The organism is Endobacterium cereale, from assembly GCF_009617585.1.
GTDB lineage: Bacteria > Pseudomonadota > Alphaproteobacteria > Rhizobiales > Rhizobiaceae > Neorhizobium > Neorhizobium cereale.
This window is the reverse complement of the sequence record NZ_WIXI01000049.1, coordinates 40,188-53,361: the sequence shown is the minus strand read 5'-3', so window position 1 is coordinate 53,361 and position 13,174 is coordinate 40,188. Positions and strand designations below refer to the sequence as shown.

The following is a 13,174-nucleotide window of genomic DNA, read 5'->3' as shown; positions in this document are numbered from 1 at the left end:
TTGTCGCCCGCTTTTATTCCAGTTCCAGCATGATCGTCGCCAAGGGCGGCAGCGTCACTTCGGCCGAGATCGTGCCTCCCGCATCGACCGCCTGCACGCGTCCGCCATTGCCCTTGCCGCTGCCGCCATAGATCTCGGCATCGGTATTGAGTATTTCGCGCCAGCGACCGGCATTCGGCAAGGAAATTCGATAGTTTTCGCGATAGGCCGGCGTGAAATTGCAGATCACCGCCACCGGCTTTTCTCCGGGCGACATTCTGAGCCACGCATAGACCGAATTGTCGTCGTCATCGACGACCAGCCAGCGAAACCCTTCGCCTTCGCAATCGCGCGCATGCAGCGCCGGTTTCGAGCGGTAGCAGAAATTCAGGTCGCGGATCAGGCGGCGCATGCCTTCGTGCATGTGGTATTGCAGGAGGTTCCAGTCGAGCGCGCGCTCCTCACTCCATTCGCTCCACTGGGCAAATTCCTGGCCCATGAACAGCAGTTTTTTGCCGGGATAACCCCACATCAGGCCGTAATAGGCGCGCAGGTTGGCAAACTTCTGCCAGTCGTCGCCCGCCATCTTGGCGATCATCGAGCCCTTGCCGTGCACCACTTCGTCATGGCTGATCGGCAGGACAAAGTTTTCGGAGAAGGCGTAGACGAGGCCAAAAGTCAGTTCGCTGTGGTGGAATTTTCGGTGCACGGGATCGCGGCCCATATAGGACAGCGTGTCGTGCATGAAGCCCATGTTCCACTTGAAGCCGAAACCAAGCCCGCCCTCATGCACCGGCGCCGAAACCTTTGGCCACGACGTCGATTCTTCGGCGATCGTCATCATGCCGGGATGGGCGCCGTAGGAGAGCGAATTCATCTTCTGCAGAAAGCGCACGGATTCGAGGTTTTCACGGCCGCCATATTCGTTCGGCACCCATTCGCCGTGGCGGCGCGAGTAGTCGAGATAGAGCATCGAGGCGACGGCATCGACGCGAAGGCCGTCGAGATGGAATTTTTCCGACCAGTAGAGCGCGTTGTTGATGAGGTAAGAGAGAACCTCGACGCGGCCAAAGTTGTAGATCGCGGTGTTCCAGTCGGGGTGGTAGCCCTGACGCGGATCGGCATGTTCGTAAAGGGCGGTGCCATCGAAATGGCGAAGGCCGTGGGCATCGGTCGGGAAATGCGCCGGCACCCAGTCGAGGATGACGCCGAGACCGACCTTGTGTGCGCCGTTGACGAAACGGGCAAACCCTTCCGGCTCGCCGAAACGGGCGGAGGGGGCGTAGAGGCCGGTGGTCTGGTAACCCCATGAGGGATCATAGGGGTGTTCGGTGATGGGCAGGAATTCGATATGGGTAAAGCCCATGTCGGTGCAGTAGGGGATCAGCTGCGAGGCGAGTTCGTCCCAAGAGAGGAAGGAGCCGTCGTCGCGGCGCTGCCATGAACCGGCGTGCACTTCGTAGATGGAAATCGGCTGGCGGCGGTGGTCGGCCTTTTCCCAATGCTCGCGGTGGGCGGCGTCATCCCATTTCTGCTCGAGTTCCGGCGTTGTGACCGATGCAGTGTCGGGCCTCATCTCGGCGCGGCGGGCATAAGGATCGGCCTTCAGCGGCAAAAGCGTGCCGTCGGCACCGACGATCTCGTATTTGTAGGCGGCACCGGCACGGACATCGGGCGCAAAAATTTCCCAGATGCCGGTGTCCTGCCGCAGACGCATGACATGGCGGCGGCCATCCCAATTGTTGAACTCGCCGACAACGGAGACACGCTGCGCATTCGGAGCCCAGACGGCAAAATGAAAGCCTTCGACGCCTTCGTGTTTGACAGGATGTGCGCCCATCCTGTCGAACAGCCGCAAATGCGAGCCTTCGCGTAAGAGATAATCGTCCATGGGGCCGAGCACAGGGCCGAAGGAATAGGGGTCGGTGACCGCCCATTCGACATCGCCGCGGGCGGCACGATAGCGCAGCGGCTGCTGGCTGGTGACCGGCACCATGCCCTCGAAATAACCGGCCTCGTGGCGCAGTTTCAGCTCGCCCAGATCCTTGCCGTCGAGGGTAAGTGCGATGGCTTCCTCGGCGCCGGGAATGAAGCAGCGGGCCATGAAGCCTCCGCCGATCTGGTGGACACCCAGAACGGCGAAGGGATTGGTGTGCTTGCCGTTGATGATCGCCTCGATCTCGGAGAGCGGTATCTCACCGGGAGCCCTGGTTTCAGCCAGGGCTTCCGTTTCTCCAAGTTCCTTGGGCGATTTGGTCATATGGCTCTCCAGATTTCCGTCGCATATTGACGGATGGTGCGATCGGACGAGAACCAGCCCATCCGGGCAGTGTTGCGGATCGTCTTGGAGTACCAGGACGAGGTATCGGTCCAGATCTGGTCGACATCGCGCTGTGCTTTCGCATAGGCGTCGAAATCGGCGGCGACCAGGAACCAGTCGGTGTTGTAGATACCGTCCATCAGGCCGGTGAAGCGGTTACGGTCATCCGGCGAAAACACGCCGGAAGAGATGGCGGCGAGCGCCTGCGACAGTTCGCGCGAGCCTTCGATGACCTCGCGCGGATTGTATTCGCCGGCGCGCAGGTTCGAAACCTCTTCCGCCGTCATGCCGAAGATGACGATGTTTTCCGCACCGACATGTTCCTGCATTTCGACGTTGGCACCATCCAGCGTGCCGATCGTCAGCGCGCCGTTCAGCGCGAACTTCATGTTGCCGGTGCCCGACGCTTCCATGCCGGCCGTCGAGATCTGCTCGGACAGGTCGGCGGCCGGGACCATGGTCTCGGCCAGCGTGACGTTATAGTTGGGCACGAACACCACTTTCAGAAGGCCGCGCACCGCCGGGTCGTTGTTGATGACCCGCGCCACGTCGTTGGCGAGTTTGATGATCAGTTTCGCATTGTGGTAGCTGGGGGCTGCCTTGCCTGCGAAGAGCTTAACGCGCGGAACCCAATCCAGTTCCGGGTGCGAGCGAATTTGATCATACAAAGCAACGGCTTCGACGATGTTCAGCAACTGGCGTTTGTATTCATGGATACGCTTGATCTGGATGTCGAACATCGACGATGGATCAAGGCGGATGCCCATGCGGCTGCCGACGAGATTGGACAGCGCTACCTTGTTGGCACGCTTCACGGCGGCGAATTTTTCCTGGAACGCCTTGTCGTCGGCAAACTTGTCGAGTTCCACCAGCGCATCGGTGTCGTCCATGAACTTGTCGCCGATCGCTTCGCGGATCAGCGAGGTCAGGCCCGGATTGCACTGCATCAGCCAGCGGCGCGGGGTAATGCCGTTGGTCTTGTTGTTGATGCGGGTCGGGTAAAGCGTGTGCAGGTCGGCAAACACCGTTTCCTTCATCAGTTCGGTATGCAGCGCCGAAACGCCGTTGACCGAATGCGAACCGATGAAGGCGAGGTTGCCCATGCGCACGCGGCGATCGCCGCTTTCGTCGATCAGCGAGATCGAACGGATTTGGCTATCGCCAAAATTCTTTTCCTTGCGGGCTTCCAGGAGGATCTTTGCGTTGATCGCATAAACCAGCTGCATGTGGCGCGGCAGAAGGCGCTCGAACAGCGGCACCGGCCAGCTTTCCAGCGCTTCGGGCAGCAGCGTGTGGTTGGTGTAGGAGAAGGTGTGGCGGGTGATTTCCCACGCTTCCTCGAACTCCATGCCGTGCACGTCGACGAGCAGACGCATCAGTTCGCCGATGGAAATCGCCGGATGCGTGTCGTTGAGCTGGATCGACACCTTGTCATGCAGGTTAGTGAAGTCCGGGTATTGCTGCAGATGGCGGCGCAGAATGTCCTGCAGCGAGGCCGACGAGAAGAAATATTCCTGGCGCAGGCGCAGTTCCTGACCGGCCGGATTGGCATCGGCCGGGTAAAGCACGCGGGTCAGGGCTTCCGCCTTGTTGCTCTCGCGCAGTGCGCCGATATGGTCGCCGGCATTAAAGGCGTCGAGCAGGATGGGATCGATCGGCTGGGCCGACCACAGGCGCAGCGTGTTGACGCGTTTGCCGCGCCAGCCGACGACCGGTGTGTCGTAAGCCATGGCGATGACGCGTTCGGCCGGTTTCCAGACGTAACGCGGCGCATCGTCGTAACCGCCGACGGTTTCGACCGATCCGCCATATCCGATTTCGTAGGAGCTTTCGCGGCGTTCGAATTCCCATGGGTTGCCGTGGGCAAGCCATGTTTCCGGCAGTTCCACCTGCCAGCCATCGGCCATCTGCTGGCGGAACAGGCCGTGGATATAACGGATGCCGTAGCCATAGGCCGGCACTTCAACCGTCGCCATGCTCTCCATGAAACAGGCAGCAAGACGGCCAAGGCCACCGTTGCCAAGCGCCGCATCCGGTTCGAGGCCGGCAATGACGTTGATATCGACGCCGAGCGAGGTCAGCGCGTCGCGGATTTCCGACATCAGGTTGAGATTGCTGACGGCATCACGCATCAGGCGGCCGATCAGGAATTCCAGCGATAGATAATAAACGCGCTTCTGCCCGGTGCGGTAAGCCTGACGGGTACTCTCCATCCAGCGATCGATGATGCGGTCGCGCACCACGAGAATGGTGGCGGTCAGCCAGTCATGCGGCTTGGCAACCTGCACGTCCTTGCCGATGCGATAGGTGAGACGTTCGATGATCTCCGCGGCCATGATTTCCGGGCGCGAGGAACGCGGAGCGGGATGAGGAAGGTCGTTGGAAAAGACGGTAGTACTCATTGTATCGCCAACTTTGCTGGAGGAGCGGATGGGAGGGTCGTCCGATTCAGTCGTCTGGCATGCAGTAAACCACAGTTTATGCATTCTTATGATGGACTGGCAATATCGGGACACGGCTTCATTCGGCAAGACCGGAAAAGGAAATTTGCCAGAAATAACAAAGCCCCCGCTGCGGGCAGCGAGGGCGTGTCATAGATAGCGCGGTGATCGCGAAGGATCAGTTGGTCAGGCGTGTCGTTGCCTTGGCAGCCTTTTCGGCAATTTCGCCGAAAGCCTTGACCAGATCTTCCATGTCGTCCGGTTCATAATAGTAGCTGGAGTCCGTGGCGCAGTAGTTCAGGAGCGATTTGCCTTCACTGGGGGCCATAAAGGCGACCGTATAAACCTGGATCCCATCCTTTTTGGCTGCATCACATTTGGCGCGGACACCCTGATCGAGATTGTAGTTAAAGTTAGCGCTATAGCCCGTCATCTTACCGTCGGTCATAAGAACGATAAAGCGGCTGAAGCTATTGTTCCCCTTCTTGCTATGCGCATCCTTTTCGGTGCTATTGCTGCTTTTCAGAGCATTGATTGCGGCCGTCATGGCTCCGTTGGCGTCCGTGCCGCCTTCCGGAATACTCGGAAGATTGGATACATATTTTGCAGCCTTGGATGTACCCCAGTCGATAGAAGAGGCAGACTGCGTTTCATCGGTGTAGGAAACTGCGCCGACACGAACGAGGTTCGAATTTTTGTCAGCCGTATTCAGAGCCGTGAACATGCTGCCGGCCGCCGTCTTGAGGGCGTCGATCTTGCGAACGTAGCAGGGCTTCTCGGGCCAGATATAACGGGAATCGCGGGTGTTTGTGACATTCTTATTGCCCCAATTGTTTTCCGTATAGTTCACGCAGCTGGCGTTCTTGATAACCGTCGAGGTCTTGAACGACATCGAGCCCGAACGGTCGAGCGCCAGATACATGGAAATCCCGTTGGTGGATTCGGTTGCACTGGCCGCCGTGCTCGAGGTCGCCAGATTCATGTTCGAACCGGTGATGAGGCCCGTCATTGCGTTCACCGGCATCTGATAGGTGGATGCCACGGTGATCGTGTAGGTCTTGCCGCGGCTGCCATTGGCCGCTTCCGCAATCGTGATTTTCAGCGCAGCTTTCTGGGCGGCGATCATCTCGTCGATTTCGGCGTCGGTTTCCTTGCCGGTCTTCAGATAATTGACCATCTGTCCGGCATAGATCTTTTCGGCGCGTTCCTTCGCCTGGGCGGGGGTCAGGTCGTCTTCGGACATGGCCTTTGATGCGGCAAGCGACGCGGAGTCCGCCATTGCCTGCAACTCGGCCTTGATCTGCATGGCCTGGGTGATGTCGATCGCAATACCGGCGGCACCGAATGCCAGCGGAGCGACAATCGCCGTAATGATGCCGAAATTACCACCACGGTCGTTCAGCAACCGCGAAAAAGGAAGCGAGATTTTCATTGCCCCAGCCCAATCCATTTGGAACCCACGCCGGACGGTTTATCGGTTGTGCGTAGATGCGGGCTGAAGATATTTCGCGGCATTTTATCGATGTCGCGATTTCGTGCATAAATCTGTGCTATTTTAGCGGAATGACATCTACGGACTGTACGGTCTGGTGGCTGCCATAGGTTTTGAGAACGCCGATGACCGGTGCGATATCGGAATAATCGCGGCCATAACCGACGACGATATGATCACTGCCGGCGGCAATGTCGTTGGTCGGGTCGAGCTCGACATAACCGGTCGTTTCACCGCACCACACGCGCACCCATGCATGCATGGCATCGGCGCCTTCCAGCCGCTCCTTGCCCGGCGGCGGAATGGTGCGCAGGAAACCGGAGACATAACCGGCCGGAATGCCGAGGCTGCGCAAGGCGACGATCATGATATGCGAAAAATCCTGGCAGACGCCGCGCTTCATGTCGAAGGCTTCGCCCGGTGTCGTTTGCACCGCGGTTGCCTCGGGATCATATTTGAAATCGCGGTGGATGCGGTGGCAGAGCGTGGTGGCGATTTCGCGCGCAGTCTGGTCCGCTTTCAGGCCTTCGCGCGCGTAAGCGGAGATTTGCGGGTTTGCCGACAGGCGCGGACTTGTCCCCGTCAGGTGGTGCGGCGAGGCGGCATCGATGGATCGAAGGTCCGCAAGTTCGTCTCGCAGCACGTCCAGCGTCGGCGAGAGGTCGACGGTGATCGTCGGGGTTTCGACCGAGACGCGGGCCTGCATGCGGATATCGAGCCTCTCATGTGGCGCCCGCAGAAAGACGGAGGTGGTCTGCTGGCCGAAGAAATCGATGAAGGTCGTTTTTTCCTCGGCCTTGGGCGTGACCGTAACCGAGCCGGCGATCAATCGCTGGCGATCGGGCAGGGACAGCGGCAGCACGCGGATGACATGGCGTGCGCCGGATGCCGGCACGTCATAGACGTACCCCATATGCAGGGAGAGATCGTAGAGCATTTCCGGTATCTCTCCTGGGCCTAGTGCAGATAGGTCTGACCGAGAATGTCGGACAGTTTTTCGAGATCCGCTTCCAGCCGCTCATAGACCTTGCCGTCCATTGCTTCCGGCGTCATCACCGCAAGGCCTGAATAGAGGCGGGTCGCCTCGCGCAGGAATGGTGACATCTGGCCGTTGAGCTTGGCATTGGGCAGTTGCTCCACCTCGTTGCGGATCTCGTGCAACTGAAACAGGATCGAGCGCGGATTGAGCTGGTCGAGGCCCAGCAGGTCGTTGATGGTGAGGCGCGCGGTCGCGACATTGTAGCGACGGCGGTGGGTCATGACGCTGTCGCCAATCTCCAGCAGCATGTCGAGCGCGCCATCGGGAGCATCCGCGCCGGACATGTGGCCGAGCAGGCCCGACATGTGCAGGCCACGTTCCAGATGACGACCGATGGACAGGAAACGCCAGCCGGTGAACCGGTACATGTTTTCATGCACGAGACCGGCAAAGCCTGCGAGTTTTCGCAGGAGAATGGTGGTGGCGTGGGCGGCATCGTCGCCCGGCTTGACGACCTCGTGGAAACGGCGTGCGGTTTTGGCAAGGTCCGTCAGAGCCAGCCAGCCATCCGGCGAAAAGCGGTCGCGGATATTGCTGGCGGAATAGATGGCGCTGTCGAGATTGCGGATCAGGGTGGCCGGAATGGCCTCCTTCGGCATGTCGATGTCCAGCCCCTTCATGTAGCGAGTGACATCGGCAAGCAGCGGTGCATTCGGATCGGCGGATTCGGCGTAACGCACGTTCCAGGCGCGCAGGATGCGCAAGGCGCCTTCAGCACGTTCGATATAACGGCCGAGCCAATAAAGATTGTCGGCGGCGCGGCTTGGCAGCGAACCCGGCATGTTGCGGGTAAAACTTTCCTCCGGCGGCAAAAGCGTCGGTTTCGGGACCGGCTTGTCGGAGACGATCCAGACGTCTGCGGCCGAACCGCCGGACTGCATGGCGATCGCCGTTACGTCATCGCCCGAGCCGATGCGGGCAAAACCGCCCGGCATGATCTGCCAGCCCTTTTCGGTGCGGGCGGCAAAGACGCGCAGAGACATCGGTCGTGGCGTCAGCTTGCCATCGACATAGACCGGCGTGGTGGAGAGCGTGACGACTTCCTGTCCAACAAAATTTGCGCCGTCATTGGCGAGCCAGGTGCTGAGCGAGCCTTCCTTGACCTTGCTCCAGGCCGTGCCGTGTTTCGACTGGCCATCGTCTTCGAAAAAGGGCTGACGGGAATAGGCCGGGCCGATGACCATGCGGTCGATATTTTTGGCCACATGCTCGCGCTCGGCTTTCTGGCCGCACCACCATGTGGCAACCGACGGCATCAGCGGATCTTCGCCGAGCAGGCTGCGGCACACCGTCGGCATGAAGGCCATCAGCGCGCGGGTTTCCAGAATGCCGGAACCGAGCGCATTGACCAGCGTCATCGAGCCGGAGCGCAGCGCCTGTACCATGCCCGGCGTGCCGATATGCGAATTCTGGTCGAGTTCCAGTGGATCGGCATAGGAGGCATCGAGACGGCGCCAGAGCACGCCGATGGGCTTGAGGCCCGCGACGGTGCGCACCATGACGCGGTTGTTGACGACGGTCAGGTCTTCGCCTTCCAAGAGCATGAAGCCGAGATAACGGGCGATATAGGCGTGTTCGAAATAGGTTTCGTTGGCAGGGCCGGGGGAGAGGACGGCGATGCGGTCATCCGGATTGTGCCGGTAACCCTGCAGCGCATCGCGGAAGGCGCCGAAGAAGGAGGCGAGGCGATGCACATGGCTCTCGGCATAAAGATCGGAAAAGGCGCGAGTGGTGGCGACGCGGTTTTCGAGCGCGAAGCCGGCGCCGGAGGGGGCTTGCGTGCGGTCGGCCAGAACCCACCAGTTGCCATCGGGCCCGCGGCCGATCTCGAAGGAGCAGAAATGCAGGTAATGGCCGCCGACCGGTTCCACGCCGACCATCGGGCGTAAAAATTCCGGATTGTTGGCGATCAGTGGCGGCGGCAGGATGCCTTCCTGAACCAGCCTGTTATCGCCATAAATATCGGCCATCAGAGCTTCGAGAAGATCGGCACGCTGGACGAGGCCTTTCGAAATGCCTTCCCACTCGCGTTCGTCGATCATCACGGGAACATGGCTGATCGGCCAGTTGCGTTCGCCATTGTCCTTGTTGTCATAGGTGCGATAAAAAACACCGGCATCGCGCAGGTAACGGTCGGCGCGGGCAAAACGCTCGTGTAGTTCGCGTATGGGCAGGCGGTCGAGATGGGCGATCAGCTTGCGCCAGACCGGCCTGACATTGCCCTGTCCGTCCAGCATCTCATCGGCGACGCCGGGCAGCGCCGCATAACCGAGGGTCGGTTCGTTTTCGCTCGCATTGTCAATCAAGCGTTCGGCTGCCGGTCCGGTGGACATAAAGCTTCGTCATGCTCCAAGAGGCCGGCGCAGATCGAGCGTCAGCGGAAATTCGGGCGAGGGCGTTTCGGCCATCAGCGTATACTGACCGGCCGTATGCCCCCAAGGTTCGAACCGCGCCAGCCGGCGTGCTTCCGCCTCGTTGCCGTTGACCGGGAAGGTTTCATAATTGCGCCCGCCCGGATGGGCAACATGATATCTGCAGCCGCCGATCGATCGGCCAGACCATCTATCATAAATGTCGAATGTAAGAGGTGTGTTAACCGGCAGAACCGGGTGCAGGCCGGATCTTGGCTGCCATGCCTTGAAGCGTACACCGGCAACCGAAACCCCGGACGTGCCAGCCGCTTTCAGGGGCACGGCGCGGCCATTGCAGGCAACGGTGTAACGGTCGGGATTGGAAGTCTCCAGTTTTACCTGCAGGCGTTCAACGGAACTGTCGACATACCGCACGGTACCGCCGATCGCACCCTGTTCGCCCATCACATGCCATGGCTCCAGCGCCTGGCGCAGTTCCAGCTTGGCGCCCTCGTGCTCCACCTCGCCGAAGAAGGGGAAACGGAATTCCAGCTGCGCCTCGAACCATTCGGGGCGCAGGTCGAAACCGTTGTCCTTCAGATCGCGCAGCACATCCATGAAATCCGCCCAGACATGAGTGGGCAGCATGAAGCGGTCGGCAAGCGCCGTGCCCCAGCGCACGAAACCGCCTTGTGCCGGGTTCTTCCAGAAGCGGGCGATGAGGGCGCGCACGAGAAGCTGCTGGGCAAGCGACATGCGGGCATTCGGCGGCATTTCGAAACCGCGGAACTCGACGAGACCAAGACGCCCGGTCGGGCCATCGGGTGAAAACAGCTTGTCGATGCAGATTTCCGAACGGTGGGTATTGCCGGTAACGTCCGTCAGAAGATTGCGGAACAGGCGGTCGACCAGCCACGGCAGGGGCTGCTGGCCCTGTCCGGGGGTGGGTATCTGCGCCATGGCGATTTCCAGCTCGTAGAGACTGTCATGGCGGGCTTCATCGATGCGCGGTGCCTGGCTGGTCGGGCCGATGAACAGGCCGGAAAACAGGTAGGACAGTGATGGATGGCGCTGCCAGTGCAGGACGAGACTCTTCAGCAGGTCCGGCCGACGCAGGAATGGGCTGTCATTGGGGTTGGCGCCGCCGACCACGACATGGTTGCCGCCGCCTGTGCCGGTGTGGCGGCCGTCGATCATGAACTTGTCTGCGCCGAGGCGGCTCTGGCGGGCCTCCTCGTAAATGGCGGTGGTGATGTCGACCGTCTCTTTCCAGCTTGAGGCCGGATGGATGTTGACCTCGATGACGCCCGGATCCGGGGCGACGCGGATCACGTTGATGCGCTCGTCATGCGGCGGCGCATAACCTTCGATATGGACAGGCAGGCCGAGTTCGGTGGCGGCGTTTTCGGCGGCGGTGATCAGCTCGAGATAGTCCTCGATCTTCTCGACCGGCGGCATGAACACGCAAAGGCGTCCGTCGCGCGGCTCGACAGAAATGGCGGTGCGCACCGCGCCGTGAATTTCGCTGACGCTCTGTTCAACGCGGCCGGGATTGACCGGGTCGCTGGCCGTAAACGAGGATTCCGGCATGGCGCGGCCTTGCGCCTCAGCGCGGCCGACCGGCACGATGGTTTCGGGTAATGGCGCACGCGGGATCGACGGATCGGCCTCGTGAATATAGGGAAATTGCGAGGCCGGGATGAACGGCAGAGTGCCGAGCGGCAGGCGGTAACCGACAGGGCTGTCACCGGGCACCAGAAAAATGCGGCCGCGTCGGGTGCTCCATTTCTCGCTGACCCAGCGCCGTGTTTGCGGCGCGCCGCCGGCATGGGCGTTCCAGGCCTGAACCGGCAGGACGTGGCCGGTCGGCTTGGTCAGGCCGCGCTCGAAGACGCGCATCATGCGGTTGCGCTCCTCCGGGTCCTTCAGCTGAGAATTCGACGGATCGACATTGTCGGGCAGCGAACCTTCCTTGAGCAGCCATTCGGCTGGGTCCTCATAGGCGGGAACGACCATCTCCGCATCGATGCCGAGTTCGGAGGCAAGGGCTGTCAGGAACTGTTGCGAGTCCTGTTCGCCAACCCCGTAATCGCCGCCTTCCTGCGCAACCAGATCCGGGTTTTGCCAGATCGGCCGGTCGTCCTTGCGCCAGTAGAGCGAAAACGTCCAGCGCGGCAGGCTTTCACCGGGATACCATTTGCCCTGACCGTAATGCAGGAAACCACCGGGCGCGAATTTTTCCCGCAGACGGCGGATCAGCACGTCGGCCTTTTCGCGCTTGGTGGGGCCGACCGCGCCGGTATTCCATTCGTCGGATTCAAAATCGTCGATGGAGACAAAAGTAGGCTCGCCGCCCATGGTGAGGCGCACGTCTCCAACGGCCAGTTCGCGGTCCACTTTTTCGCCGAGCGCATTGAGCGCATCCCAGCTTTCGTCGGAAAACGGTTTTGTGATGCGCGGATGTTCGGCAACGCGGGTGACGTTCATGGCAAAATCGAACGAGGTATTCGCCTCGCCGAAATAACCGCCGGAGATCGGCGCGGCATTGCTGTAATGTGGTGTGGCCGCGAGCGGGATGTGGCTTTCGCCGGTCAGAAGGCCCGAGGTGGGATCGAGACCAACCCAGCCGGCGCCGGGCAGATAGACCTCGCACCATGCATGCAGATCGGTGAAATCGACCTCTGTGCCGGAAGGGCCATCGAGCGCCTTCAAGTCCGGTGTCAGCTGGACCAGATAACCCGAAACGAAACGGGTGGCGAAACCGAGGTTTCGAAGAATCTGCACTAGCAGCCACGACGTGTCGCGGCATGAGCCCATGGCGGAGACGAGCGTTTCTTCCGGCGTCTGCACGCCCGGTTCCATCCGGATGACGTAGCCGATCGCCTGCTGCAGGCGGGCATTGATGCCCACCACCATGTCGACAGTCGGCTGGTCGGGCGAAAGGTCGAAATTTTTCAGATAATCGATCAGCGCCGAGCCGGGCGGCTCGGGGATCATGTAGATTGACAGGTCTTCGGCCAGTTCGTCAGGATAGCGGAATGGCCATTTCGTTGCCTCCTCCTCGACGAAGAAATCGAACGGATTATAGACCGTCATGTCGGCGATCAGATCGACCTCGATCTTGAATTCGCTGACCGGTTCGGGAAATACGAAGCGGGCAAGATAGTTGCCGTAAGGGTCTTGCTGCAGGTTCACGAAATGGTTTTCTGGCGTCACCTTCAGCGAGTGCGACAGCACTTTCGTGCGTGAATGGGCGGCGGGTTTGAGCCGGATGATCTGCGGCCCCAGTCGCACCGGTCTGTCATAGATATAATGGGTGAGATGGTAGACGCTTGCCTTGATCGACATCGTTCCCCTTAAAGCCCTTTGCGGGCGCCCCTTGCCCGGCCTCGTTAAATGGGCCGGTCACATCTTCGTTGATGCGAGTTTGTGCAATGCGGGGAAAGATTGCAAGGCGCTTTCGTTGCCGTGTTTCCGGCATTTTTCAAGGCAGCGCTGCCTGGCGCGGCAAGCCCGCCACGGCAGAACCAGTTTTGGGATAAAACGGTCAAT

The 13,174-nt window shown here is 60.4% G+C and carries 6 protein-coding genes; all 6 read right to left on the bottom strand.

All coding sequences use genetic code 11. From position 1 onward, the window contains the following. Positions 1–13: 13 nt before the first annotated feature. The 6 genes from glgB to GAO09_RS22150 all read right to left on the bottom strand — a co-directional run bounded on the left by glgB (position 14) and on the right by GAO09_RS22150 (position 12,970). Entirely contained in the window at positions 14–2,239 is a 2,226-nt protein-coding gene (gene glgB, locus GAO09_RS22175) for a 1,4-alpha-glucan branching protein GlgB (protein ID WP_153357718.1), read from the bottom strand. After that, entirely contained in the window at positions 2,236–4,701 is a 2,466-nt protein-coding gene (locus GAO09_RS22170; protein ID WP_153357715.1) for a glycogen/starch/alpha-glucan phosphorylase, read from the bottom strand. Before GAO09_RS22170 ends, glgB begins: the two co-directional genes overlap by 4 nt. A gap of 217 nt (positions 4,702–4,918) precedes the next feature. Then, positions 4,919–6,172, bottom strand: coding sequence for a vWA domain-containing protein (locus tag GAO09_RS22165; RefSeq protein ID WP_209018796.1), 1,254 nt, complete (start codon positions 6,170–6,172; stop codon positions 4,919–4,921). 118 nt (positions 6,173–6,290) lie between these two features. Further along, positions 6,291–7,169, bottom strand: coding sequence for a transglutaminase family protein (locus tag GAO09_RS22160; protein ID WP_153357709.1), 879 nt, complete (start codon positions 7,167–7,169; stop codon positions 6,291–6,293). A 20-nt stretch (positions 7,170–7,189) separates the two neighbouring features. Further along, positions 7,190–9,604, bottom strand: coding sequence for a circularly permuted type 2 ATP-grasp protein (locus GAO09_RS22155; RefSeq protein WP_153357707.1), 2,415 nt, complete (start codon positions 9,602–9,604; stop codon positions 7,190–7,192). A gap of 9 nt (positions 9,605–9,613) precedes the next feature. Further along, positions 9,614–12,970 carry a transglutaminase family protein gene (locus GAO09_RS22150; protein WP_153357704.1) on the bottom strand — a complete coding sequence of 1,119 codons (3,357 nt, stop codon included), beginning with the start codon at positions 12,968–12,970 and terminating at the stop codon, positions 9,614–9,616. Positions 12,971–13,174: the final 204 nt, after the last annotated feature.

Bases quoted from the DNA above. Each gene is read 5' to 3' on its own strand.
- glgB (WP_153357718.1), bottom strand. From the start codon at position 2,239: ATGACCAAATCGCCCAAGGAACTTGGAGAAACGGAAGCCCTGGCTGAA.
- GAO09_RS22170 (WP_153357715.1), bottom strand. From the start codon at position 4,701: ATGAGTACTACCGTCTTTTCCAACGACCTTCCTCATCCCGCTCCGCGT.
- GAO09_RS22165 (WP_209018796.1), bottom strand. From the start codon at position 6,172: ATGAAAATCTCGCTTCCTTTTTCGCGGTTGCTGAACGACCGTGGTGGT.
- GAO09_RS22160 (WP_153357709.1), bottom strand. From the start codon at position 7,169: ATGCTCTACGATCTCTCCCTGCATATGGGGTACGTCTATGACGTGCCG.
- GAO09_RS22155 (WP_153357707.1), bottom strand. From the start codon at position 9,604: ATGTCCACCGGACCGGCAGCCGAACGCTTGATTGACAATGCGAGCGAA.
- GAO09_RS22150 (WP_153357704.1), bottom strand. From the start codon at position 12,970: ATGTCGATCAAGGCAAGCGTCTACCATCTCACCCATTATATCTATGAC.